Raw genomic sequence first — 24,420 nt, forward strand, 5'->3', positions numbered from 1 at the left:
CGCTGTTACGCACAACCCGCGCCCCGGGCGATGCGCGCCGGGGAAGCTAAGGGAGGGAAGCGGATGGAAAGCTTTATATACTCGCTGTCGCTCATCGCCGCAGGGCTGCTCGTCGGCAAGCTGCTGCGCGAGGCGGAACGGAGAGGGAAGACGCCGGATCGCATTTCGCTCTCTATATGGATGCAGCGGACGACCCGGTTCGTCATGTTAGGATTAAATCCGATCGTGGTGGTCGGCGTGTTTTGGAATTTGCGCGCTTTGGAGCCCGAGCTCGCCCTGCTGCCGGCGCTCGGCGTTTTTTCGCTGACCGTCGGCGGGTTGGCCGCGATCGGGTTTGCGAAGCTGCTGAAGCTGAATCGAGCGCAGACGGGCTCAATGTTCGTATCGGGGTCGTTCACGAACTTAGGCAGCTTCGGCACGTTGTTTTGTTTCGTCTTCTTCGGCGAGCAGAGTCTCGTATACGTGGCGATGTACCGGCTGCTGGAAGAACTCGTGTACTATACCGTCGGGTTCCCGATCGCCAGGCTGTACGGAACCGGTTCGCGCGGAGAGACGGTTCGGAGCGGGCTTTCGAAGCTTGTTCGCGACCCGTTCGTGCTGGTCCTCGCCGGGTCGACGCTGGCCGGCTTATGTCTCCGGGCGACCCCGTGGGAGCGGCCGGAGCTGTACGGCGGCGTCATCGATTGGATCGTGCCCGCGTCCACGGCGCTGCTGGTCGTCTCGATCGGGTACAACATGAAGTGGACGGCGATTCGGGGGTATCTGTTACCGTGCGCGTCCATCTCCGCCGTCAAGTTCGTCGTCGTTCCGCTTTGCGTCGCCGGCGCCGCCGTTTCGTTCGGCCTCGCGGGCCTGCACGACGGGCTCGCGTTGAAGGTCGTCGTGCTGCTGTCGGCGATGCCGCCGGCGTTCACCTCGCTCATCCCGCCGCAGCTGTATAAGCTGGATACGGATCTGGCCAATTCCAGCTGGCTGCTGAATTCGGGCATGATGGTGCTGGTGCTTCCGCTCCTGTATGGAGCGGTGGAGCTGCTGTAGGCAAGCCGCCTATCCCGCCCCGTCCGACGACAGCCGCGTGAACGAAGCTTTCGTCTCTTTGCCCAACAGCGCCAGCACGATAACGCCGCTCGCGAGAACGGCCGTGAAGATGCCGAAAATGGTTCCGTAGCCGAGGCGTTGTTCCATCAATGCGCCGACCATCCAAGGCGCCGCGATGCTGCCGAGACGGCCGAACGCGGCGGCGAAGCCGGAGCCCGACGCCCGGATCGGCGCCGGATAATTTTCCGGCGTATACGCGTATAGCGCTCCCCACGCTCCGAGATTGGAGAAGGACAGCAGCGCTCCGAAACACAGCATAAGGCCGACCGAATCGCTTTCTCCGAACGCGAACGCCGCGACGGCCGTCAGGAAGAGGAATAAAGACAGCGTCCACTTGCGGCCGAGCTTCTCGATCAACACCGCCGCCGCGAAATAGCCCGGCAGCTGCGCCGCAGTCATCCATAGCACGTAAGAGAAGCTTTGGATTAGGGTGTACCCTTTCTCCACGAGGATGGAAGGCAGCCAGAGGAACATTCCGTAATAGGAGAATGAAATCGCGAACCAGACGCTCCACAGCGCGATCGTCTCGTTCCGGAACGCCGAGAACAATCCGGCGGCGCTCGCGCGCTCCTCGGTTCGGCGAAACGCGGGGGATTCCGGGATATTGTTGCGGATGAAGAAGGCGTACAGCGCGGGCAGCGAGCCGATGACGACGGCCGCCCGCCACCCGTAAGTCGGCATAATATAATAAGCGATAACCGCCGCCGCGATCCAGCCGACCGCCCAGAAGCTTTCGAGCAGCACGACGGCTCGGCCGCGGTGCCGCTCCGGAGCGAATTCGTTCACGAGGGTGGAGGCGACGGGCAGCTCCGCACCCAAGCCGAGCCCCATGACGAACCGAAGGACGAGCATCGCGGCAAGGCCCGTCGCCGCCGCGCTGCCGAAGCTGGCGAGGCCGAATACGACCAAGGTCGAAAGAAACACGGGCCTCCGGCCGAACCGGTCGGCGAGCAGTCCGCCGAGCGACGCGCCGACCGCCATCCCGAGCATATTGACCGTTCCGAGCATGCCCGCTTCGCCGGGCGTCAGCTGCCATTCCCGCCGCAGCATCACGATCACGAAGGACAACAAGCCCACGTCCATGGCGTCGAACATCCACCCGAATCCCGCGGACCAAAACACCTTCCGAAATGCGCTCGTCATCGCCGTATTACGCCTCCTCGTTTCCTGCGCTGCCAAAGTATAGATTATTGTTCGCCAATGCGCTTCCCCACTATGCGCCGTCCGCAAGCCGGACAACGCGTGCCGCGAATGCCGCCATTTTTACGAATCCTTTGTACATCCTTTCGAGTTTTCGGTTTCGCGATTGACGGCAGCTAGGGCGCAGGACTATATTCGATCCGGAAGATGGAAGCGCTTTAATCGACCGAATGTTTAACTGAATGTCGATCGCGTCGACGAATGGGGGTGGATGAAAAGCTTCATCCGTACAGATGAATGAGATGGCTTGAATAGGAATTTTAAAGCAAAGGGTGACTCGAGATGAGCGCGTTATCGTTTCGAAGATTCACGCTGTTTGTTTTGGTCGTTGTGTTCGCGGCATCAACGCTGACGATCACGGGATCCGAAGCGGCTTCCGCCGCCGACGAGCCGTATCGCGATCCGAATTTGCCGGTGGAGGCGAGGGTCGACGATCTACTGGCGAGAATGACGCTGGCCGAGAAAATCGGGCAGATGGTGCAGGCGGAACGTCTGGCCGTCACGCCGGACGACGTTCGGAATTATTTTCTCGGTTCCGTGCTGAGCGGCGGCGGATCCGCGCCTGCGCCCAACGCGCCTCAGACGTGGATGGATACGGTGGACGCCTTCCAAAGCGGGGCGCTGCAGACGCGCCTCGGCATACCGATTCTTTACGGCATCGATGCCGTTCACGGCCACGGCAACGTGTACGGGGCTGCGATCTTCCCGCACAATATCGGCATCGGCGCAAGCCGCGACCCCGATTTGGCGCGCCGGATCGGAGCGGCCACCGCGAAAGAGGTCCGAGCCACAGGCATCCATTGGGCGTTCTCGCCTTGTTTATGCGTCCCGCTCAACGAGCGCTGGGGGCGGCATTACGAAGGCTTCGGCGAATCTCAAGAGCTGGTTGGCGCGATGGGTGTCGCTTATACGACAGGGCTGCAGGGGAGCCCGGGTTCGAGCGGCTTTATGCAAGGGCACCGCGTCGTCGGGAGTTTGAAGCATTGGGTCGGCGACGGCGCGACCGTCGACGGGGACGACCAAGGCAATATCGTCATGCCGGAGGCGGACTTGGATCCGTATATCGAGCCGTATCGCGACGCCATCGCGGCGGGCGCCCGAACCGTCATGGTGTCGCACAGCGGGCTGAACGGGCTCGAGACGCACGCCGATTACCGCCTCATCACGGAAGTGTTGAAGAGGGAGATCGGGTTTACCGGCATCGTTCTTTCCGACTGGGACGGCATCAACGCCATCCCCGGCGATTACGCCGCGGACATCCAAGCCTCCGTGAACGCGGGCATCGACATGTTCATGGTGCCTTACAGCTGGAAGGAGTTTATCGCCATTTTGACCGATCACGTTCTGGACGGCCGCGTGCCCATGTCCCGGATCGACGATGCCGTCGAACGAATTTTGCGCGTCAAATTCGAAGCCGGCTTGTTCGAGCGTCCTTGGGCGGACCGGTCGCTCCTTGCGGACGGCAGCTTCGGCGGAGCGGAGCATCGCGCCCTCGGCCGGGAAGCCGTACGGAAATCGGCGACACTGCTCAAGAACGAAAATCACATATTGCCGCTTTCCAAGAACCTCGGAAAAATTTTCGTCGTCGGCGATATCGCCCACGATATCGGCTTCCAATCCGGCGGTTGGACGAAGGAGTGGCAGGGCCAGATCGATCTCCACAACGGCGGGCAAAAAATTACGCCGGGCACGACGATTCTGGAGGGCATCCGGAACACCGTCGCCGGCTCCGGCGCCTCGGTAACGTACGAGCGGACGGACGGGAGCAAAGCGGCGGGCCATGACGTCGCGATCGTCGCGATCGGAGAACGGCCGTACGCGGAATGGAAGGGCGATATCGGGACGCCGCACAACGGCGATCCGAACGAACAATACGGGTACGATTTGAACTTGAGCGCCGAAGACCAGCGGATTCTCGATGCAGTCAAAGCGACAGGCGTTCCGACGGTCGTCGTTATGGTATCCGGCCGCCCGCTCATGATCGCGGATCGACTCAACGATTGGCAGGCGTTCATCGCGGCGTGGCTGCCCGGCACGGAAGGCGACGGTCTGGCGGATGTGCTGTTCGGCGATTACGATTTTACAGCGAAGCTTCCCGTTACGTGGCCTTCCAACTTCGGCCAAATTCCGATCAACCTCGGCGACGCCGATTACCGGCCGTTGTTCCCGTACGGGTACGGATTGAACGCTTCGCGTACCCATGCTAAATCGGTGCCCGGCGTCATCGAAGCGGAAAATTACAACGATGCGTTCGGCGTTCGGACGGAACCGACGCTGGATTCGAACGGCGGACTGAATGCCGGGTATATCGACGAGGGCGACTGGTTGGAGTATCGGATCAACGTTCCGGCGGCGGGCTTGTACCAAGTTCGGCTGCGAGCGGCCAGCGCGGCGGGGGCGCCGAACGCCGTCCGGCTGATGAACGGTTCCGCCGAACTTGCGGTCTATAGCATCCCCAATACGGGCGGCTGGCAAAACTGGACGACGATTTCGCAAGACGCCATGCTGAGCGCCGGCGTGCAAACCATCCGGCTCCAGGCGAACGCGGGCGGCTGGAATTTGAATTGGATCGAGCTCATACCGCTTGCCCCTCAGGAGAGCGGAAACCTGTTGGTCAACGCCGGCTTCGAAACGGGTTCGGCCTCCGGATGGGCGTCGTGGAATAACGGAACGAACGCCCAGTTCGTCGATACCGACAATCCGCGCACGGGTTCTTACAAGCTCGTTCATTGGGCGCAGACCGCTTACCAGCAGTGGACGCAGCAAACGTTGACCGTCCCGAACGGAACTTACCGATTCAGCGCCTGGGCACGGAGCAGCGGAGGGCAAAAGAAACTGCACTTGTTCGCCAAGCCGTCGAACAGCGCCGAGGAACTGACCGCCGATATCGCATCCAATGCCGGAGACGGTTGGGTCAAATACACGATCGACAATATCCAGGTTACGAACGGTCAGATCGAGGTCGGCGTATGGTCGAACGCGAACGCAGGCAATTGGGTCGTGCTCGACGATTTGGAATTGACCTCGGCGAACTTGCTCGCCAATGCGGGCTTCGAGCGTGGCAATACGTCCGGATGGACCGAATGGCATGACGGCGTACTTGCGCAGAAAGCGGATCCCGACCATCCGTTCGAAGGCAGTTACAAACTTACGCACTGGGCGGGGACGGCCTATAGGCAGTTGACGTCCCAAACCGTCGACGTTCCTAACGGCATGTACCGGTTTTCCGCCTGGGTCCGCTCCGGCGGCGGCCAGGGGTCGCTTCATTTGTTCGCGAAGCAGCACGGCGGGCCGGAGCTTACGGCCGCGATCGGTTCCCAGCCGATCGGAGACTGGACGGTCTATACGATTCCGAACATCGCCGTAACGAACGGACGCATCGAAGTCGGCGTATGGTCGGACGCGAACGCCGGCAATTGGGCGGCGTTCGACCGATTCGAATTGGTTCGACAATAGTTTAGGAAGAGCGTACGCAGCGACAACGACGACAAGGAGGAACGACCATGAAACGTTTCAGAAGATGGCTGATGTCCGCTATCGCGGTCGCGCTGTGGGCGGGCTCGTTCGGAGCGGCTGCGCCGAAAGCGGAAGCCGCCCCGTCTCTCGTAGAGGTATACTACAGTTCCGAATCGAACACGGTGAAACCGAAGGATCGGAATTGGTACTGGAATACCGAATGGGCCATGTCCGACGTACCGTACCAACTCTCTCGTCAGCCGGATATTGCGTTCACGAGTCCGACGGGAACGAACGTCCCGGCGATCGCCGTCCATCCGGACCAGCGGTACCAAACGATTCTCGGCATCGGCACGTCGCTCGAAGAGTCGACGATCTATAACCTGTCGCTTATGTCCGCGGGGAAGCGGGAGGAGGTGCTGCGGAAATTGATCGATCCGGTCAACGGCGCCGGAATGAGCTTGTTCCGCATCACGTTCGGAGCATCCGATTTCACGGGCCGCCCTTTCTACACCTACGAAGATACGCCGGGTCAATTCTCAATTCAGAAAGATATCGACTATAACATCGTCGAGACCATCAAGCAGGCGATCGCGATCGGCAAGGCGACCGGCAACCCGATCCGCATCTTCGCCAGCTCCTGGACCGCGCCGGCTTGGATGAAGACGAACGACAGCATTCTCGGCGATACGAATCCGTCCGTCGACGGCGTCGGAGAGGGCTATTTGCGCAGGGAGCATACGAACAATTTGGCGGCGTATTATCGGAAAGCGATTCAAGCGTATCAAGCCCAAGGCATTCCGATTTATGCGATGACGATTCAGAACGAGCCGTTGTTCCCTGCGCCGTACCCCGGCATGCTGCTGACTCCGGACAACGAGAGAGAATTGACTCTCGCGATGAAGGCGGAATTCGATGCCCATAACCTGCATACGAAGCTGTGGTCGTTCGACCATAACTTCGCGGACGTATGGAAGCATGTCCCGGGCATTCTGGACAACGCGCAGGCGCGGGCCGCCGTGGACGGCGTCGCGTTCCACGACTACGCCGGCGAACCGGCAACGATGACGGACGTTCATAACATATATCCGGAGAAAAACATGATGGTGACGGAACGCGCCGTATGGGGTACGGCTGGAGCCGACCGGATCGCTCAATACTTCCGCCATTGGTCGACGACGTACGTGAACTGGGTCACCATGCTCGATCAGGATTGGAGCCCCGAACAGTGGTCCGGCGACCCCGATCCGACGATGCTCATTCAAAGCAAATGGAACCGGGATCAGTACTGGGCTACGCCGGAATACAACTTCTTCGCGCAATACGCGAAATTCGTTCGCCCGGGGGCGAAGCGGATCGGCAGCGATTACGGCTTCAAGGATACGGTCACGAACGTGTCGTTCCTGAATACGGACAATACGGTCGTCAGCGTCGTCATCAACCAGAACGATTCGCCCCGCACCTTCAAAATCCAGGCGGACGGCTACGAATTCATCCATACGATTCCGAAGTTTACGGTGGCTACGTTCAAATGGGCGCGCAGCGGCTCAAGCGCGGGAGCGCCGATCGGCGCGACGATCGCCGTCAAGTCGATGGCGAACGGCCAATTCGTCGCTGCGGAAAATGCGGGAGCCGACGCCTTGATCGCGAACCGGAACGCGGTCGGCACGTGGGAGAAGTTCCAAGTCGTCGATGCGGGCGGCGGCTACATTGCGCTCAAATCGCTGGCGAACAACAAGTTTGTCGCGGCGGAGCATGCCGGCGCATCGAGTTTGATCGCAAGGAGCGACGCCCCTCAGGAGTGGGAACAATTCCGCTGGATCGACAACGGGGACGGCACGTTCTCGCTGCTGTCGAACGCCAACATGAAGTATGTGACGGCCGAGAACGGAGGCTCGAGCCCGTTGATCGCGAACCGCATGCAAATCGCGGACTGGGAGAAATTCCAATATTTTATTCAATAAAATAAATGAAAATCGTGCCTATGCCTTCGGCGGCCTCGCGCGCATGAGCGCGTCGGGCCGCGTTTTCGTTATGGAGGGAGAACGGAACTTTCATTCTGGTTTTGGCGTCTAGATTGGAGAAGGAAGCGCCAAGCACCGTTAAGGGGGCGGCTTATGCATTATTCGTTGAAAATGCATTGATCTTGACGGGAATTTTTATGCATATCAACGAGGGGCTCGACAGCTTCGGGGAGCCGAAGATGATGAACAGATAGGGAGAGGAAGAACGATATGCGCGTTAGAACCGTCACGGAACAAGATGCGGAGGCATTCGTTCGTCTGCTGAACCAAATCGACGGCGAATCCGATTTTATGCTATACGAGCCGGGGGAACGATCGGTCACTGCGGAGCAGCAACGGGAAAAGATCGCAGCCTTGGGAGAGCGCTCGACGATTCTCGTCGCAGAGCTGGAGGGAGCGTTGACGGGGTACGTAATGGCCGACGGCGGATTCGCCAATCGGAACAAGCATTGCGCCTACCTCGTCGTCGGCGTTCTGCAAGCGTGCTCCGGGAGAGGCGTCGGCACGCGGTTGTTCGAGGAGCTGGAACGGTGGGCGGTCGACCGCCGCTTGACGAGGCTCGAACTGACCGTCATGCGGCACAACGAGCGGGCGATTGCGCTATACCGCAAAATGGGCTTCGACATCGAAGGCGTCAAGAGACGCTCGCTCTTCGTGAACGGGGAGTACGTCGACGAATATTATATGGGGAAACTGTTGGAAGGTTGAACGTTCGCAAAGAAGAGGGGAGCCGCATGCGGCTCCCCTGCTTGCGTTCGGCCGGCGCGCGGCATTACGTCGGCTTGCCGTTGAGCGTCGGCGGCGCTTCCTGCTGCATGTCCGGGCCGAATTCGTCGACGGCGGCGGTCGGATTGCCGTCTTGATTCCAGGCGTCGTTCGTCATGAACGCCTTTCGCCGTCCTTCGTCGGTCGAGTCTTTCGCTTTCGCCCGCTCGAGTCGGTTTTCGTTTTCGTTTCCGTTTCCGTTCATCGGGCCACCTCCTTCGCGATCGCGCGCATCCTTAGGAGTGTTCCCGAATTTCGTTCCGAACATTTACATCGCAAGCGGGAGGCGCATTCTCCTTCGATCGGACGAGGGGCAATCCGCCGCCGGGCGGCTGCTCGGGCAGGGGCGAACGCTTGTATCGTCCGACGATGAGGCTCGCGACCGCGATCGACAGCACGGACGCGGCCGCATGACTCCACCCGAGCATCCACGCGGCAGCCGCCACGATCAGAAAATCGGTGACGAAGATGGACGCGCCTCGATTGATGCCATGCAAGCGGTCGAGCACGAGCGCGAAAATTTGGACGCCGCCGAGAGAGGAACCGTTGTTCAGCACCACCGAGATGCCGGCTCCGATGCAAATGCCCGAAGCGACCGCCGCGATTGCGGCGGGCATCGTCGGGAACGACCAATCGAAACGATGAAGCGTATGGCTGATCAACGAGATGCCCATGATCGCGGTCAACGTCGACCATGTGAATCGCCAGCCGAGATGGCGGATGGAAAGGAGAAAGAACGGAAGGTTGACGGCGGCGAACCAGAAGGACCAAGGCAGCGGAGTGGTGTAGCTGAGCAGGAAGGCGACGCCCGCCGTGCCTCCGAACGCCAGCTCGTGAACGGCAAGCAGCTTCATGCCTATGGACGTGATACAAAGGGCAAGACCGATCAGGAAGGTTTTCCGAACGAGCCGCATCATCCTAGCATCTCCTTCCCCAAGGGATGCTTTATGATATTCAACCGGCGTTCGAAAAGTGCCCGGCGTGTTCGTCCTGTTAACGGGCGGCGGCAAGCTGACCCGGGCGGCGCGAGGGGCGCGCATGCGAACGAACAAAGGGCGGAAGGGAAGGTGACGGAAGGCAAGGAGCGGGAGAGAACGAACGCATCCCTTCGGCGAGAGAATTCGGCGAGAGAACAGCTCGTTCTTCGCCGAAGGGATGTCAAAAGCGGGCTTCAGCTCCCGATATATTTCGCGTACAACGATTTCGCCTCGACGATATCTTGGGTGCCTTGAATCATGACGCGCCCGTCGCGAAACAGCACCAAGGTGCGGTCGTCGATCGACGCCCGCAGCAGGAACGGGTTGCGCTCGACGACGCCGACGTTGCGGAGCACCTGCTCCTCTTTGTCGAAATCGATCACTCGGGGCGATCTCGGCGTGAACTGCACGGAGTCGCGGCCGCACATGACCGTGAATACATCGTCTTCCTCGGAACCGTTCAAAAACTCGAACAGCCCTTGCCCGCACGCCGGGCAGTTCGGCTGCCGGCCGCCGGCGATGTTCATCTGCATGTGCATGTTCGTCCACATCTCGAACTGCTCCAAATACGGGTTGAAGCGGTCATGAGCGCCGACGAGAATTTTGAACGCCTCGGCCGCTTGATACGAGGCGACGACATGGACGATCGGACCGATGACGCCGACGGTGTCGCACGTGTCGCCGCGCCCTTCCGGCGGGTGGGGGAACAGACAGCGGAAGCAGGGCGTCTCGTACGGCCGCACGGCGGCGAACATGCCTCGCGAGCTGACCGCGCCTCCGTACACCCACGGAATGCGATGCTTAAGCGCGACGTCGTTAATCAAATATCGGATTTGAAAATTGTCCGTGCCGTCCAAAATGATGTCGACGCCCGTCAGCAGCGATTCGGCGTTGCCGGGGTGAACGTCGTCCACGACGGGCTCCACCGTCACGGAGGAATTGACTCGGCTCAGCTTCTCCGCGGCGGCCGCCGCCTTCGGCATATGCCGCCTCGCGTCGTCTTCGTCGTACAGCATTTGACGCTGGAGATTGCTTTCCTCGACGAAGTCGCGGTCGATGATGCGGACGTAGCCGACGCCGCCGCGGACGAGGTGATTCGCCAGCACCGACCCGAGCGCGCCCGCGCCGACGACGACCGCGCGGCTCGCGAGCAGCTTCGCTTGGCCTTCGGGGCCGATCGGCGTGAACAGCATTTGCCGGGAGTACCGTACCTTCGGATCTTGCGCCATGAATGAGTGCCTCCTGTCGGACGTGATTACAATCAATAAACGATTTTGCCCTGAATGAAATCGCGCAGCAGCTCGCTTCGCGGACGCTCGAAGAAGGCGGCGGCCGGGCCGCGCTCCGCGATTTCGCCCTGCCACAGAAATAAACATTCGTCCGCGAGACGCCTGGCTTGCAGCAGCTGATGCGTCACCATGAGAACGATCGTCGACCGCCTCTCGCGAATGCGGCGGAGCGCCTGCTCCATCAGCTCGACGTTGCCGGGATCGAGATTCGACGTCGGCTCGTCGAGCAGCAGCAGCTCGGGCTCCACGACGACGGCGCGGGCGAGCGCGACCCGCTGCGCTTCGCCGCCGGACAGCGTCGACGCCTTCCGGTGCGCCGCCGCTTCCAAGCCGACGAGCGCGAGCGCGTCAAACGCGCGAGCGTTCCGCTCGGGCTTCGGCAGACCCCGATAGCGGAGGCCGAGGGCGACGTTCTCGAGAACCGTCGCCTGGAACAGAACCGCGTTCTGGGCGACGAACGCCATTCGCCGCCGCAGCGCCAGCGCCGCGCGGGGGCGGATCGCCGGCAGCGGCTCGCGGACGCCGGCGAACTCGAGCACGCCGGACCGCGGCCGCTCCAGCAGATTGACGGCGCGCAGCAGCGTGCTCTTGCCGGCGCCGCTCGGGCCGACGACGCAGGTGAAGCTGCCCGGGGCGAAGCGGGCTTCGGGCACCGTCAGGAGGGTGCGCCCGTCCCGAACGACGAGAAGATCGTGCAGCGATACGCCGGTCATCGGGATGCCTTCCTTTCCGCCTGCAGCCGCTCCAGCGCTCCCGCAACCATGAAGCTGTTGAACAGAAAGCTGAGCGCCAGCAAGGCGAGGCCGAGCTGCAGGCCCGTTTCGTAATTGCCTTTGCGCGTTTCGAGAATGATGGCGGTCGTCATCACCCTCGTTTGGTGTTCGATATTGCCGCCGACGAGCATGACGGCGCCGACCTCCGAGATCGCCCGGCCGAACGCGGCCGCGACCGCCGCGGCGATGCCTCGGCGCGCTTCCTTCACCATCGTCAGCGCCAGCTGAAGCCTCGTCGCGCCGAGGCTGAGCGCCGTTTCGCGATAGCCGGACTCTCTCGCTTGGACCGCCGACATCGTCAGCCCGGTCACGATCGGCGCGACGAGCAGCGTCTGCGCGATCGTCATCGCCCACGGGGTGAACAGCAAATCAAGAAAGCCGAGCGCGCCGTAGCGCGACAGCAGCAGGTACACGACGACGCCGATCAAGACGGGCGGCAGCCCCATCAGCGTAAACACGGCGACCGCGAGCGCGCGCCTTCCGGGGAACGAGAACAGCGCCAGCGCCGCGCCGGCGGGAATGCCGACGGCGGAGCCGAGCAGCACCGCCAAGGCGGACACTTGAATCGACAACAGCATGATTTGCACGACTTCCGGTTGAATACGCCGACACGTCCTTTATACGAAATTCATCGCTGCTTGGCGTTCGGAGTGAACAGGGGCTTGCCGTATTCGTCTTTTCCGAATTCGCCGATCAACCGTTGGCCCGTCTCGCCGGTCAGAAATGCGATCAACCGGGCCGCTTCGTCCGGATGCTTCGTCGACGCGACTTGGATGACGCCGTAAGGGTTCTGCAAGCCGGCGTCGCCTTCGAGCACCGGGGCGAGCTCCGTGTCGCACGCGAGGAACGTCGCTTCGTCGGACAAGGTGTAACCCCGCTTCTCGTCCGTCATTTTCAGCGTCGCGCACATGCCTTGTCCGGCGGAGATGTAACCTTCAAGGCCGGCCGGATCGATGTTCGCCTGCTTCCAGAGCGACAGCTCCTTCTTGTGCGTGCCGGAATCGTCGCCGCGAGAGACGAACGGCGCGCCGGAGGAGGCGATGCGGGACAGCGCGTCCGCCGCGCCGCCCGCGCCGCGCACGCCGGCCGGGTCGTCCGACGGACCCGCTAACAAAAATTGATTATACATCACATCGTAAGCGTTGACACCGTACCCTTCTGATACGAAGGCGTCCTCCGATTGGCGGTCGTGCACGAGCAGCACGTCGGCGTTGCCGTCTTTGCCGAGCTGGATCGCTTGTCCGGTGCCGACGGCGACGACGTCTACCCGGATGCCGGTGTCCTCTTCGAAGACGGGCAGCAGCGTATCCAGAAGGCCGGAATCCTGGGTGCTCGTCGTCGTGGCGAGCACGATCTCCGCGGCCGAATCGCCGCTCGCGGCGGGCAGCATCGGCGCGCAGCCGGCGGAGACGGCGGCGAGGGCGAACGCGGCTCCTTGAAGCGCTTTCCGACACCATGACCCGACGTGAAAATTTCGCCTAGGAAACTCCATCGCCACTCCCCCAAAACTTGGATATATGTTATAATACAACAAAAGAAAGCGCTTCGCTGTTTTAAATTTCTTCAAATTTTTACTTTTGGTTGGAAGGAATTTGCGAACAGCGTTCGAAATATGTATTTATAATCGGATGCATCAATGCCATCGTACATGATTTCGAAGCGCGCGTTCAACTTTGAAGAGGAGGCGAACGGATTTGGGGATCGGCGGTTTTAAGAACAAAGAAGTGGTTGTGGATTTGACGGCGGGAAGCGTCAGTTATCGGGGCATCGACGAGGAGCTGGCGCGAAAGTACATCGGCGGCCGCGGTCTTGGCGTTAAATACGTCTTCGACAATGGGCCCGATGTGGAAGCGCTTTCCGAAGAGAACATTCTTTGCATCATGACGGGACCGATTTCCGGATCGCGAACGTCGATGAGCGGCAGATTGTGCGTCGTCACGAAGTCGCCTTTGACCGGCACGGTCACCGACTCCCACATGGGCGGGTGGACGGCCGCGAGACTCAAGTGGGCGGGCGTCGACAACATCATTATTAAAGGCAGAAGCGACAAGCCTGTATATTTGTACATCGAGAACGGGACGGCGGAGCTGCGCGACGCATCCGACGTCTGGGGCAAAGGCACGCGCGACACCGTCCGCGCCATGCAGGATCGGTACGGCAAGGACAATTTGTCCGTCATGTGCATCGGCCAAGCCGGTGAAAACCGGGTGCGGTACGCGGGCTTTATCAACGAGAACGACCGCTCCGCGGGCCGAGGCGGCACAGGCGCGGTCGCCGGGTTCAAAAACTTGAAGGCGATCGTCATCCGGGCCGAGCAGAAGGGCAACATGCCGCAGCCGGCGAACGACGAGGCGTACAAGAAGGCGAATCAGGCGAGCCTCAAGCTGATCATGGAAGGCGGCCTCACCGCGCCGAAGAAGGGCGGGCTTTCCGTCTACGGGACGAACGTCCTGACGAGCCTCATTAACGAGGTCGGCGCGCTGCCGACGCGGAACTCGCAAGTGTCGCATTGGGAAGGGGCCGAAGGCCACAGCGGCGAGACGGTCAACAGCACGCTCCTCGTCGCCGACAATACGTGCCATGCATGCCCGGTCGCTTGCAAGAAAGAAGTCGAGGTCAAGGAAGGCAAATACAAGACGCGCGTCGAGAGCTTCGAATACGAGACTGCGTGGGCGCTCGGGGCGAACTGCGGTCTCGGCGACGCCGCCGCGATTTCGTACCTGCTCAATTTGTGCAACGAGCACGGCATGGATACGATCGAGCTCGGCAACGTGCTGTCGGTTACGATGGAAGCGTTCGAGAAAGGGTTGATTTCCGAACGCGTCGATTGGGGCGACGCCGACCGCATGATCGAGCTGACCGAAATGATGGTGCGCCGCGAAGGCATCGGCGACATCCTCGCCGAAGGCGCGGTGCGCGCGGCCAAAGCGTTCGGCAACCCGGATCTCGCGATGGCGGTCAAAGGCCAAGCGATTCCGGCGTACGACCCGCGCGGCATCCAGGGCATCGGCCTCGGCTACGCGACGAGCAACCGCGGCGCCTGCCACCTTCGCGGGTATACGGTCGCTTCCGAGATCGCCGGCATTCCGGAGCCGACGGACCGGCTGAAGCCGGAAGGCAAAGGCGAGCTGCTGAAAATTTTCCAAGATCTTCACTCGTTCTCGGATTCGATGGACATCTGCAAATTTTCGGCGTTCTCGATCGGCGCGGAAAACTACGCGGCGCAATACGCCGGCATGACGGGCATCGAGATTACGGCGGACGACGTGCTGAAGATCGGGGAGCGCATTTACAACTTGGAGCGTTACTACAACAACTTGGCGGGCTTCAACAAGCGGGAAGACGATTACCTGCCGAAACGGTTCACGGAGGAGCCGGCGACCGGCAACAGCGCCGGATCGGTCAGCCGGATGGATATTATGCTTGACGAATACTACCGGGCGCGCGGATGGGTCGACGGCGTCGTGCCGGAGGAGAAGCTTCGCGAGCTGGAAATCATTTAACGAATCCGAATATCAGGCGCGAAAAAAAGGTGGAACTCGATTCCACCTTTTTTTCAACCGGCGCCGGGTTCGCCCCGGGCGGCGGGCTTCGCCGGGCGGAGGATTATCCTCCGGCGCGGAACGTTTTCGTGCGGTACGCGCGGACGACGGCGTCAAGCCGTTCGTCCGTGTCGGCTTCGAAGCGGATTTTGACCGCGTTGACCGCGAAGATGGGGGTGAACCGGATTTCCGTCTCTTCGAGAATGTCGGCGCGCCAGCCGGGCCCTTCGAACCGCAGCGGAAAATCGGACGAGCGGGGCTCGGCGTCCAGCTCTTTCAGGTAATCGATCAGATGCGACAAGCGGATGCCGCGCAGCTCCAACGTTCGCTCGGCCACGGCTCAACCTCCCGCCACGGGGGGAAACAGGGCGAACTGGTCTTCCGCGCGCACCTTCGTCTCGAGACCCTCCAAATGAATGATATTGCGGCCGTTAATGTACACATGCACGAACGGCTTCAGCCGGCGGGCCGCGTCGAACACCTCCGGCTCGAGCGGAGGGAACTGCTCGATAAGCGCTTCCAAAACTTCGGCGACCGAGCTTCCGTCCGGGGCAGGCACTTTGACGACTTTGTTCATGCAAATTTCTCGGAAATTCGCGAACACTTTCACGTTCATGCGCGTTCACCTGTTTCGTCGTTTTTTTCTTCATTATAAACAAACATACGCGGTTGGGTAGGAGGAAGGCATGAAATTTTTTAACGTCTTGACGATCGAAGCGACGTTGTCGCTCATTGCGGAGCAGTTTTCGCCGGTGCGGCCGCCGGTTCGCATTGCGGCGGCCGACGCGCTCGGCCGCGTCGCCGCCGAGGAGATCGCATCGAACGAACAAGTGCCGGCGTTCGCGAGGTCGACGGTGGACGGCTACGCCGTCCGGGCGAAGGACACGTTCGGCTCCTCGGACGCGATTCCGGCGTTTCTTACCATCGTCGGGCACGTCCGGATGGGCCGAACGCCGGACAAGGCGGTCGGCGAAGGCGAGGCGCAGTACATCCCGACGGGCGGCATGCTGCCGCCTGGGGCGGACAGCGTCGTCATGATCGAGCACGTCGAAGAGGTCGGCGAGCTGCTGAACGTGTTCCGCCAAACCGCGCCCGGGGAGAACGTCATTCAAGCGGGGGACGACGCGCAGCCCGGCGCGCCCATCGTCGCCCGCGGCACCCGGCTGCGCCCGCAGGAGCTGGGCGTGCTGGCCGCGGCCGGCGTCGTCGACGTCGCGGTGTACCCGGTGCCGGTCGTCGGGCTGCTGTCGACGGGCGACGAGATCGTTCCGCCGGAGACGCGGACGCTGGCGCCCGGAGAAGTGCGCGACGTCAACCGCGTCATGATCGCCGGCCGGCTGCGAGAGGCGGGCGCCGAGGTGATCGACGGCGGCATCGTGCGGGACGACCTCGAGCTGTTCGTCCGCCGCGCCCGCGAGCTGTTCGAACAATCGGACATGCTGATCATCTCCGGCGGCAGCTCGGTCGGCAGCCGCGACTTCACCGTGCAGGCGCTGGAGGCGCTCGGCGAGCCGGGCGTGCTCGTCCACGGCGTCGCGACGAAGCCCGGCAAGCCGACGATCATCGGCAAAGCGCAGGGGAGGCCGGTCGTCGGACTGCCGGGACATCCGGTGTCGGCGCTCATCATGCTGGACGTGCTCGGCCTGCCGATCGTCCGGCGCATCCGCGGCGAGCGGCCCCAGTCGTTCGACGACCGGCTGCGCGCCCGCCTGACGAGGAACGTGGCGTCGGCGGTCGGGCGGACGGATTATATCCGCGTGAAGCTCGAGCAGCGCGAAGACGGCCTGTGGGCCGCGCCGGTGTTCGGCAAGTCGGGGCTCATTTCGACGATGGCCCAAAGCGACGGCATCGGCGAAATTCCGGCGAACAAGGAAGGCATGCTGGAAGGCGAATGGATACAAGTGAAACGGATATAGAGGGGGTAGCGAGCGATGACGAACATGCGAACCATTTACCTCGAAGACACGCCGCTGCCCGAAGCGCAGCGCACGCTGGTCGAACGGGCCGCGCTGCCGCGCAGGACGGAGACGGTTCCGACCCGCGAAGCGCTCGGCCGCGTGACGGCGGAGCCGGTGTATGCGGTCGTCTCGATGCCGAATTACCACGCGTCCGCGATGGACGGCGTCGCGGTCGCGGCGTCTTCCACGTACGGCGCGGACGAGTCGCGGCCCGTCCGGCTGCGCCGGGGAGCGGATTACGACGTCGTCGATACGGGCGATCCGATCCCCGCGGGCCGCGACGCCGTCATCATGATCGAGCACATTCATCAAGTCGACGACGATACCATCGAGATCATGGAGCCGGCGGCGCCTTGGCAGCATATTCGGCCGATCGGGGAGGACGTCGTCGCGGGCGAAATGATTCTCCCGCCGTACCATAAGCTGCGTCCCGTCGATCTGGGCGCGCTGCTCGCGGGCGGCGTCACGACCGTACCCGTGTTGATGCGGCCGACGGCCGCGATCATCCCGACCGGCACGGAGTTGATCGAGCCGCGCGACACGGTCGAGCGGGGCGAAATCATCGAATTCAACGGCACGGTGTTTTCCGCGTATTTGACGGAGTGGGGCGCGGAGCCGATGTATATGGGGATCGTGAAGGACGATTACGACGCGATCAAGCGGAAGGTGCTCGAAGCGGCGGAGACGGCGGACGTGGTCATCCTGAACGCCGGATCGTCGGCGGGCACGGAGGATTTCACGGTGCACGTCGTCTCCGAATTGGGCGAGGTGCTGACCCACGGCGTCGCCACCCGCCCGGGCAAACCGGTCGTCACCGGCATCGTGAACGGCAAGCCGATCATCGGGCTGCCCGGGTACCCGGTGTCCGCCTATTTGGCGCTGGAATGGTTCGCGAAGCCGTTGATCGAATCGTACTACGGCCTCGCGCCGATCCCCCGCGAGACGATCAAGGCGACCTTGGGCCGCCGCGTCGTGTCCGTCATGGGCGCCGACGACTTCGTGCGGATGAACGTCGGCCGCGTGGACGGGACATACGTCGCGAATCCGCTGACGCGCGCCGCGGGCGTGACGATGTCGATGGTGCGGGCCGACGGGCTGCTGCGCATCCCGCCGTCGGGGATGGGCTACGAGCAGGGGGACGAAGTCGAGATCGAGCTGTATCGCCCGAGATCGCATATCGACCATACGCTCGTCGTGACAGGCAGCCACGATTTGTCGCTCGACGTGCTGAGCGCGCATCTTCGGAAGCGGCACCCCGGGCGGTTCATGGTTTCCTCCCACGTCGGCAGCATGGGGGGACTGCTCGCGATTCAGAAGGGCGAGGCGCATGCGGCCGGCGTTCACCTGTTCGACGAAGCGTCGGGGGAGTACAACGTTCCGTTCGTCGAAAAATTCGCGAAAGGGCGCGACGTCGTGCTCGTGCATCTGGTGTACCGGCAGCAGGGCTGGATCGTGCCGAAGGGCAATCCGCTCGGCATCCGTTCCGTCCATGACGTCGCCCGCGCCGGCGTGACCTATATCAACCGGCAGCGCGGCGCAGGCACGAGGCTGCTGTTCGACTACTTGCTGAAGCAAGAGGGCTGCGATCGAGCGGAGGTATACGGCTACGAACGGGAGGCGGTGTCGCATCTCGGCGTGGCGGCCGCCGTCGCAGGCGGATCCGCGGACGTCGGGCTCGGCATCTATTCGGCCGCCGCCGCGATGGGGCTCGATTTCGTTCCGATCGCGGAAGAACGATATGATCTCTTGATGAGCAGACGATTTTTCGATAGTGTAGAGGGAAACGATTTGCTTGAATTGATACGTTCCGATTCGTTCCGGTCCGACGTCGAAGCGCTGGGAGGCTGCAGCTGCAGAGAATCGGGCCGCATCGTATACGAAAAATGAACAGGTAGGCGGTGAGCGGCGCAATGAATGAATTCATCCCTTTACTCGACCGACGAAATCGACCGCTCCGAGATTTACGCATATCGGTGACCGACCAATGCAATTTTCGCTGCCGCTACTGCATGCCGGAGGAAATTTTCGGACCCGATTACAAGTTTCTGCCGAAGGAAAGCCTGCTGACGTTCGAGGAGCTGACGCGGCTGTCCGGCATCTTCGTCTCGCTGGGCGTCGAGAAAATCCGGATCACCGGGGGCGAGCCGTTGATGCGGAGGGAGCTGCCGACGCTCATTCGCATGATCGGGGACGTTCAGGGCGTCCGCGACATCGCGTTGACGACGAACGGCTCGCTGCTCGCAAGGCATGCTCAAGCGCTGCGGGACGCCGGGTTGAAGCGGGTCACGGTCAGCCTTGACAGCTTGGACGACGAGCGATTTCAGGCGATGAACGGCCGAGGGTTTCCGGTCGAGCGCGTGCTGCGCGGGATCGAAGCGGCGGCGGAGGCGGGCTTCCTAGTCAAAGTAAACATGGTGGTTCAAAAAGGCGTGAACGACGAGGATATTTTGCCGATGGCCCGTTATTTCCGCGAACAAGGGCACATCCTCCGTTTCATCGAGTACATGGACGTCGGTAACTCGAACGGCTGGAAGCTCGACCAAGTCGTGCCGAGCCAAGACATCGTTAACCGCATCCATGCCGAAATGCCGCTCGAGCCATTGCAGCCCTCCGCGTACGGGGAGACGGCCAAGCGGTACCGCTACGTCGGCGACACGGCGGAGATCGGGCTCATTTCCTCCGTCACCCAGGCGTTCTGCTCCACGTGCACGCGCGCCCGGCTGTCGGCGGAAGGCAAGCTGTACAGCTGCTTGTTCGCATCCGAAGGCACCGATCTGCGGAGCCTGCTGCGCGAAGGGCGGAGCGACGACGACATCCGGGAGGCGATCCGCAGCTTCTGGAACGCGAGAGACGATCGCTATTCGGAAATTCGACTGACGAATACGCCGGAGCTCAGAAAACGAAAAGTGGAAATGTCCCATATCGGAGGGTAATCTCCCTCGCCGTCGGCCCGCAGCGATGCGGGCTTTTGTCGTTGCGCGGAATACGCGCGCGGGAAAAGACCTTGCTTCCGAACGTTCGCGTCAGTACAATGGCTGTACTTCGGCATTTTTCGTGATTATTCGACAAAAATCGCCAAAGATGACACCTGTACGAAACCGAGAACGGGGGCTGCGCGCCATGCTGAAGCAACGACTGCTGTTGAAACAAGTGAAAAGCGTTCGGTTGAAAACGATGCTGACGATGCTGCCGATTACGATCGCCATCGTCTTGTCCGTGTCGGCCGTTACGTTTACGAAATCGAAACAAATGTTGCTTGAAACTTCCGCCTATGCCATGGAGCATCAAGCGGAGGGCGTCCGGCAGCGGATCGAAAAAGACATCTTGTCGCACAAGCTGGCGGCGGAGGCGCTCGCGCGCGCGGTCGAAGCCCGGTTCGGCGAGTACGAGTTGGACGATTACGAAAGTTTGTTCACGCATTTGATCGACTTGAATCTAGGGACGTTCGGCGTGGGCATTTTTCTCGAGCCGAACGTGCAGGAAGCGTCCGAAACGTACTTTTCGACGTATGTCTACCGGACCGAAGACGGCGGGAAACGCATGACGCAGGAATATAGCGATCCTTCCTACGACTACCATAATCAAGATTGGTACACGATCGTAGGCGAGACGGGGGAACGCGGACCGCAATTTACAGCGCCTTATCTCGACGAAGTGAGCGGGATTACGATGCTGACGTACTCGGTCCCGATTTTCGACGAGAACCGCCGCTTTCTCGGCGTCGTGACCGGCGACATCGACTTGACTACGATTCAAAGGATGGTCGCGGAGACGAAGGTGGGCGAATCCGGCTGGGCGTTCCTATTGGGGGATGACGGCGTCTTCTTGGCGGCGGCGGATACCGCTTTGGTTAACCGCGCCGTCGTCGACGCCGGCGGCGGGCTGGCCGAGGCGGTCGCGGCCGGAGGCGCGGACGCGTATCGGGACGAGAGCGGCGCGCAGCGCGTGACGAGCATGCCGATCGCTTGGACGGGCTGGACGCTCGGCGTCGTTATGCCCGAGCGGGAGCTGCTGGAGGACGCGAATCGCCTGCTGCTGGCGGTATCCGCCCTCGGCGCCGCCGGGATCGCCCTGCTGACGGCAGTCATCGCGCTGTATACGAAGTTTATCGCGAATCGTATCCAGCGGGTGAACCGGTTGTCGGAGAGGATGGCCGAAGGGGATTTCACGGCATCCGTCGAGGCGGATACCGCGGACGAATTCGGCGCGATGGCGAACAACTTCAACGGCGCCTTGTCGTCGATCCGCGGCGCGCTGCGGACGGTGTCGGATCGGACGGTCGAGGCGGCCTCCGCGTCGGCCCGCGTGCTCGAAGCCGCGGAAGCGACCGACGCTTCGACGGCGAACGTCGCCGCGCTCGCGAAGGACATTGCCGCCGGCGCGGAGATGCAGACGAAGAGCGCCAAAGACAGCGCCGCGGCGCTCGAAGAGATGGCATCGGGCATCCAGCGGATCGCCGAGTCGACCGTCGGCGCCTCGCTCTCTTCGAACGAAGCGCTTAGCAAAGCGGAGTACGGCAACGAGGTCATGCGCGGGGCGCAGGAGCAGCTGGAGAACATGCGGCGGTCCGTCGGCGAAGCCGCGGCGATCATCGGAGAGCTGGACAAGCAATCGGCGGAAGTGAACCGCATCGTCGAGGCGATCGGCGAGATCAGCACGCAGACGAACCTGCTCGCGCTGAACGCGGCGATCGAAGCGGCGAGAGCGGGAGCGGAAGGCCGCGGCTTCGCGGTCGTCGCCGGAGAAGTGAAGAAGCTGGCGCTCAAGACGAGCGAATCGGCCGAGCAGGTGACAAGCATTGTCCGTCACATCCGCAGCGATACGGTGCAGGCGGTTCGAGCGATGGAGCGGGGCACCGCGGAGGCGGACAAAGGCGCCTCGGCCGTCGGCGAAGCGGGGAAGGCGTTCTCCGACATTCAAGCGGAGATTCGGGCGATCGCCGCGCAAATGGACGAAATTTCCGCTTCCTCCGAGCAGCTGTCGGCCGGTTCGGAGCAGATCAGCGCGACGGTGTCGGAGTTGTCTACCATCGCGCAAAGCGCCTCGAACCGTACGCGGCAAGCCGCGGCGGCGACCGAGGAGCAGGCGGCGTCGGCCCAACGGATCGCGGACGCGGCGGGCCGCCTCACCGAGATGATGCAGCAGCTGCAGTCAATGATCGGCAAATTTAAGACGTAACGCCAAGAAAGCCCCGGCAGCGGGGCTTTCTTGCGTCAGATTGCAGACAAACTCCTTTGTTCCAACACGGAACTCAGGAGTTTGTCTTGTTTTGGGACTATGAGATGTAAATGTTCAACGCAAATAAAGTATTAGACTGGGAAAATAAAGTATTAGACCGAGAAAATATAGTTGTAGACTAGTGACCATGTAAGGTTGCTAAAAGAGTGATTATCGCAACCTTAATCTAAGAATTGGGTATATCTGCTTCTGGTACTCCGGGTTGTTTTTTATTGTTACCTCGCATAAGGCACATCGCTGCTTCAGCAATTAAGTATGAATTATAGCGACCAGAAGCATGCCGATAGCCGAGGCGATGCATCCATGAATGCAGCAATGACCCTGTTAATGTTGAATCATCAAGGTCAATTCTACTTAAGGTTCTCGGGTTAATTGTAACTGATAATGAGCTCCTGTCCGGGTCCGATGCATTAGTTCCACGGATAGCCATTGGCGGTGTTGTGGTCCCCGGATGCGTAATAAAAGCACGAAATGCTCTCCCAAAACCATTTGCGGCGAATGCCCGTGTTAATCCATTCATCATCACATCAACGGCTACATTTCCATTGGCTACTTTATCTACAAACCAAACCGGAGCTAGGTTGAAACGTGCATATTTAGCGGTACACTGTTTCAGTGGACTATCGACCCCAATATCTCTATCGAGGTGGTAGCGGTCCAACTGAAAAAAAATGCCAATAGCTAAACGATGAATCCTATTCCTCTGGGATGTTGTAAATCGCGAATCAACAAAATATGTTAAATAAGTTGGTAACGGATCCTCAATCCCCGGTGATTGAGGTAGCGGTGCTGTAATCCGTCTAAACGACTGACTAATGTTTGCTTCATCCATAAGCTCCTCTTTCAAATGAATTTCTACAACCTCCAAAAATCGTTAAACGCTCTGTGTTGCTCATATATGGATATGTCGTTCGGTAGGATGACTCTTTTAGCGAATAAGAACGTCTTTTTCTTGTGTGGGGTATTGAGATCAGAGATTAATACTCTCTTGGGCGAGGGGAGGCAATGAATCATTGTACCTTCACCAATATAAATGCCGACGTGACCGGGGATGTCGTTTGTTGGGAACCTTTCGGGTACATAGAAAAATAATAAGTCACCTTTCTTCAAGTCGGTTTTATCCACTTCTATTCCTTGCTTTGCTTGGTCTCTGACTTTGCGCGGCAGTTTGATGCCGTGCTTTCCATAGACATGCTGTGTGAAAGAGGAGCAATCAAATTTTCGTGACCTGGGATAAGGTGTCGTTAGAAGTTTAGGGCTAGCCACAAGAAACCTTTTAGCGTATTCAATCAAGGAGTTAATATCTTGGTGTCTCACTTTCCTTCCTCCAATAAGGTATGAGTCAATCTAGAAATGCAGTGTACCTGCTGTCCGGTACCCCGGGCGACTTATTTGCATTCGCACGCATTAAACACATTGGAGCTTCACCAATCATGTATGATGTATAGCTACCTGCAGGGTGTCTATACCCTAATCTATGCATCCACGCATGTAGTAAAGAGCCTGCTAAGGTTGAATCAATAACGTCAGTTCTGCTTAAAATTCTAGGGTTAATAGTGACAGTCAAAGAATTTTGGTTGGGATTGGAAGCATTAGCACCTTTAATAGCTTTTGGTGGGATAGATGAACCAGGATGCATGATTTGTGCGCGTGCTGCCCTGCCGAACCCATTAGAAATGAACATTCTTGTTAAACCTTCCATCATGACATCAACGGCAACATTACTGTTGGCAATCTTATCTTCAAACCAAACCGGCGCAAGATTAAATCGTGCATACCTTGCTACGCATCGCTTTAGAGGACTGTCAACTCCATTTTCTCTATCATTGTAGTATCTATTCCACTGCCCTAAAATGTTTGCGATCAATCTTTGTATCCTATTCCTCTGTGTTGTTGTAAAGCGTAAATCCACAAAGAAGGTCAAATTTGCAGGCAATGGGTCTTCAATCCCCGGCGCTTGTGGTAAGGGTATTGTAATCTGCCTAAAAGCCTGGGAAATCGTGAGTTTTTCCCGGTTCACGGCTGTAACCTTACGAGGCCTTCCTTTCATCTTTTCACCGTCCATTCCACAGCAGGTAAGTTAGTATATGACCCAGCAGC

At 60.4% G+C, this 24,420-nt stretch carries 21 protein-coding genes; 9 read left to right on the forward strand and 12 right to left on the reverse strand.

The features are described 5' to 3' along the window. Window positions 1-63: 63 nt before the first annotated feature. Window positions 64-1,038 (forward strand): AEC family transporter, encoded by a 975-nt coding sequence (locus VE009_RS18255; protein WP_325010046.1) that lies wholly within the window; start codon window positions 64-66, stop codon window positions 1,036-1,038. 9 nt (window positions 1,039-1,047) lie between these two features. On the opposite strand, the gene VE009_RS18260 is transcribed toward VE009_RS18255, so the two are convergent. Next, window positions 1,048-2,241, reverse strand: a complete 1,194-nt coding sequence (locus tag VE009_RS18260) for an MFS transporter (RefSeq protein WP_325010048.1) — start codon at window positions 2,239-2,241, stop codon at window positions 1,048-1,050. A gap of 339 nt (window positions 2,242-2,580) precedes the next feature. Between VE009_RS18260 and VE009_RS18265 the strand changes: the two genes are divergently transcribed. The 3 genes from VE009_RS18265 (at window position 2,581) to VE009_RS18275 (ending at window position 8,486) form a co-directional block, all read left to right on the forward strand. Then, on the forward strand, window positions 2,581-5,754 hold the full coding sequence (locus tag VE009_RS18265; protein WP_325010050.1) for a glycoside hydrolase family 3 N-terminal domain-containing protein: 3,174 nt from the start codon (window positions 2,581-2,583) through the stop codon (window positions 5,752-5,754). Window positions 5,755-5,801: 47 nt separating this feature from the next. Beyond that, entirely contained in the window at window positions 5,802-7,718 is a 1,917-nt protein-coding gene (locus tag VE009_RS18270; RefSeq protein ID WP_325010052.1) for a glycoside hydrolase family 30 beta sandwich domain-containing protein, read from the forward strand. Window positions 7,719-7,988: 270 nt separating this feature from the next. Beyond that, a complete protein-coding gene (locus VE009_RS18275; RefSeq protein ID WP_325010054.1) occupies window positions 7,989-8,486 on the forward strand; it encodes a GNAT family N-acetyltransferase in 498 nt (165 codons plus the stop codon). 64 nt (window positions 8,487-8,550) lie between these two features. On the opposite strand, the gene VE009_RS18280 is transcribed toward VE009_RS18275, so the two are convergent. From VE009_RS18280 to VE009_RS18305, 6 genes are all read right to left on the reverse strand, one after another. Further along, entirely contained in the window at window positions 8,551-8,748 is a 198-nt protein-coding gene (locus VE009_RS18280; RefSeq protein ID WP_325010056.1) for a hypothetical protein, read from the reverse strand. A 31-nt stretch (window positions 8,749-8,779) separates the two neighbouring features. Next, entirely contained in the window at window positions 8,780-9,460 is a 681-nt protein-coding gene (locus VE009_RS18285; RefSeq protein ID WP_325010058.1) for a YitT family protein, read from the reverse strand. A gap of 254 nt (window positions 9,461-9,714) precedes the next feature. Beyond that, window positions 9,715-10,749, reverse strand: coding sequence for a ThiF family adenylyltransferase (locus tag VE009_RS18290; RefSeq protein WP_325010060.1), 1,035 nt, complete (start codon window positions 10,747-10,749; stop codon window positions 9,715-9,717). Between the two features lie 32 nt (window positions 10,750-10,781). Continuing rightward, window positions 10,782-11,522 carry an ATP-binding cassette domain-containing protein gene (locus tag VE009_RS18295; RefSeq protein ID WP_325010062.1) on the reverse strand — a complete coding sequence of 247 codons (741 nt, stop codon included), beginning with the start codon at window positions 11,520-11,522 and terminating at the stop codon, window positions 10,782-10,784. Beyond that, window positions 11,519-12,160 carry an ABC transporter permease gene (locus VE009_RS18300; RefSeq protein ID WP_325010064.1) on the reverse strand — a complete coding sequence of 214 codons (642 nt, stop codon included), beginning with the start codon at window positions 12,158-12,160 and terminating at the stop codon, window positions 11,519-11,521. The genes VE009_RS18295 and VE009_RS18300 overlap by 4 nt, the downstream gene beginning before the upstream one ends. 50 nt (window positions 12,161-12,210) lie before the next feature. Then, window positions 12,211-13,074, reverse strand: coding sequence for a substrate-binding domain-containing protein (locus tag VE009_RS18305; RefSeq protein ID WP_325010066.1), 864 nt, complete (start codon window positions 13,072-13,074; stop codon window positions 12,211-12,213). A gap of 202 nt (window positions 13,075-13,276) precedes the next feature. Here VE009_RS18305 and VE009_RS18310 point away from each other — a divergent pair, with 202 nt between their 5' ends. Then, window positions 13,277-15,085, forward strand: a complete 1,809-nt coding sequence (locus VE009_RS18310) for an aldehyde ferredoxin oxidoreductase family protein (RefSeq protein ID WP_325010068.1) — start codon at window positions 13,277-13,279, stop codon at window positions 15,083-15,085. A gap of 103 nt (window positions 15,086-15,188) precedes the next feature. Here VE009_RS18310 and VE009_RS18315 read toward each other — a convergent pair whose 3' ends face one another. After that, window positions 15,189-15,461 carry a hypothetical protein gene (locus tag VE009_RS18315; protein ID WP_325010070.1) on the reverse strand — a complete coding sequence of 91 codons (273 nt, stop codon included), beginning with the start codon at window positions 15,459-15,461 and terminating at the stop codon, window positions 15,189-15,191. Window positions 15,462-15,464: 3 nt separating this feature from the next. Continuing rightward, window positions 15,465-15,740 carry a ubiquitin-like small modifier protein 1 gene (locus tag VE009_RS18320; RefSeq protein ID WP_325010072.1) on the reverse strand — a complete coding sequence of 92 codons (276 nt, stop codon included), beginning with the start codon at window positions 15,738-15,740 and terminating at the stop codon, window positions 15,465-15,467. Between the two features lie 70 nt (window positions 15,741-15,810). Between VE009_RS18320 and glp the strand changes: the two genes are divergently transcribed. The 4 genes from glp to VE009_RS18340 all read left to right on the forward strand — a co-directional run bounded on the left by glp (window position 15,811) and on the right by VE009_RS18340 (window position 22,260). Next, window positions 15,811-17,040 (forward strand): gephyrin-like molybdotransferase Glp, encoded by a 1,230-nt coding sequence (glp, locus tag VE009_RS18325; protein WP_325010074.1) that lies wholly within the window; start codon window positions 15,811-15,813, stop codon window positions 17,038-17,040. Window positions 17,041-17,064: 24 nt separating this feature from the next. Next, window positions 17,065-18,969: a molybdopterin biosynthesis protein gene (locus tag VE009_RS18330; RefSeq protein WP_414694900.1), complete on the forward strand. Its 1,905-nt coding sequence runs from the start codon at window positions 17,065-17,067 to the stop codon at window positions 18,967-18,969. 23 nt (window positions 18,970-18,992) lie between these two features. Next, window positions 18,993-20,015, forward strand: coding sequence for a GTP 3',8-cyclase MoaA (gene moaA / locus VE009_RS18335; RefSeq protein WP_325010078.1), 1,023 nt, complete (start codon window positions 18,993-18,995; stop codon window positions 20,013-20,015). 187 nt (window positions 20,016-20,202) lie between these two features. Then, the gene (locus VE009_RS18340; RefSeq protein WP_325010080.1) at window positions 20,203-22,260 is read left to right on the forward strand and encodes a methyl-accepting chemotaxis protein; all 2,058 of its coding nucleotides are present in this window, start codon (window positions 20,203-20,205) and stop codon (window positions 22,258-22,260) included. 226 nt (window positions 22,261-22,486) lie between these two features. Here VE009_RS18340 and VE009_RS18345 read toward each other — a convergent pair whose 3' ends face one another. The 3 genes from VE009_RS18345 to VE009_RS18350 are packed head-to-tail and all read right to left on the reverse strand — an operon-like array spanning window position 22,487 to window position 24,370. Continuing rightward, on the reverse strand, window positions 22,487-23,152 hold the full coding sequence (locus VE009_RS18345) for a hypothetical protein (protein WP_325010082.1): 666 nt from the start codon (window positions 23,150-23,152) through the stop codon (window positions 22,487-22,489). Between the two features lie 23 nt (window positions 23,153-23,175). Further along, entirely contained in the window at window positions 23,176-23,637 is a 462-nt protein-coding gene (locus VE009_RS27285) for a C40 family peptidase (RefSeq protein WP_414694897.1), read from the reverse strand. A gap of 25 nt (window positions 23,638-23,662) precedes the next feature. Beyond that, complete coding sequence (locus tag VE009_RS18350; RefSeq protein ID WP_325010084.1) at window positions 23,663-24,370, reverse strand: hypothetical protein; 708 nt, start codon at window positions 24,368-24,370, stop codon at window positions 23,663-23,665. Between the last annotated feature and the right edge of the window lie 50 nt (window positions 24,371-24,420).

Origin of the sequence: Paenibacillus sp. (assembly GCF_035645195.1) — a bacterium.
GTDB lineage: Bacteria > Bacillota > Bacilli > Paenibacillales > YIM-B00363 > Paenibacillus_AE.

What these genes read in the sequence shown, in the direction of transcription:
- VE009_RS18275 (WP_325010054.1), top strand. Translation starts at nt 7,989, where the DNA reads ATGCGCGTTAGAACCGTCACGGAACAAGATGCGGAGGCATTCGTTCGT.
- VE009_RS18285 (WP_325010058.1), bottom strand. Translation starts at nt 9,460, where the DNA reads ATGATGCGGCTCGTTCGGAAAACCTTCCTGATCGGTCTTGCCCTTTGT.
- glp (WP_325010074.1), top strand. Translation starts at nt 15,811, where the DNA reads ATGAAATTTTTTAACGTCTTGACGATCGAAGCGACGTTGTCGCTCATT.
- VE009_RS18320 (WP_325010072.1), bottom strand. Translation starts at nt 15,740, where the DNA reads ATGAACGTGAAAGTGTTCGCGAATTTCCGAGAAATTTGCATGAACAAA.
- VE009_RS18300 (WP_325010064.1), bottom strand. Translation starts at nt 12,160, where the DNA reads ATGCTGTTGTCGATTCAAGTGTCCGCCTTGGCGGTGCTGCTCGGCTCC.
- VE009_RS18305 (WP_325010066.1), bottom strand. Translation starts at nt 13,074, where the DNA reads ATGGAGTTTCCTAGGCGAAATTTTCACGTCGGGTCATGGTGTCGGAAA.
- VE009_RS18255 (WP_325010046.1), top strand. Translation starts at nt 64, where the DNA reads ATGGAAAGCTTTATATACTCGCTGTCGCTCATCGCCGCAGGGCTGCTC.
- VE009_RS18340 (WP_325010080.1), top strand. Translation starts at nt 20,203, where the DNA reads ATGCTGAAGCAACGACTGCTGTTGAAACAAGTGAAAAGCGTTCGGTTG.
- VE009_RS18265 (WP_325010050.1), top strand. Translation starts at nt 2,581, where the DNA reads ATGAGCGCGTTATCGTTTCGAAGATTCACGCTGTTTGTTTTGGTCGTT.
- VE009_RS18290 (WP_325010060.1), bottom strand. Translation starts at nt 10,749, where the DNA reads ATGGCGCAAGATCCGAAGGTACGGTACTCCCGGCAAATGCTGTTCACG.
- VE009_RS18280 (WP_325010056.1), bottom strand. Translation starts at nt 8,748, where the DNA reads ATGAACGGAAACGGAAACGAAAACGAAAACCGACTCGAGCGGGCGAAA.
- moaA (WP_325010078.1), top strand. Translation starts at nt 18,993, where the DNA reads ATGAATGAATTCATCCCTTTACTCGACCGACGAAATCGACCGCTCCGA.
- VE009_RS18330 (WP_414694900.1), top strand. Translation starts at nt 17,065, where the DNA reads ATGCGAACCATTTACCTCGAAGACACGCCGCTGCCCGAAGCGCAGCGC.
- VE009_RS18350 (WP_325010084.1), bottom strand. Translation starts at nt 24,370, where the DNA reads ATGAAAGGAAGGCCTCGTAAGGTTACAGCCGTGAACCGGGAAAAACTC.
- VE009_RS18260 (WP_325010048.1), bottom strand. Translation starts at nt 2,241, where the DNA reads ATGACGAGCGCATTTCGGAAGGTGTTTTGGTCCGCGGGATTCGGGTGG.
- VE009_RS18295 (WP_325010062.1), bottom strand. Translation starts at nt 11,522, where the DNA reads ATGACCGGCGTATCGCTGCACGATCTTCTCGTCGTTCGGGACGGGCGC.
- VE009_RS18270 (WP_325010052.1), top strand. Translation starts at nt 5,802, where the DNA reads ATGAAACGTTTCAGAAGATGGCTGATGTCCGCTATCGCGGTCGCGCTG.
- VE009_RS18345 (WP_325010082.1), bottom strand. Translation starts at nt 23,152, where the DNA reads ATGGATGAAGCAAACATTAGTCAGTCGTTTAGACGGATTACAGCACCG.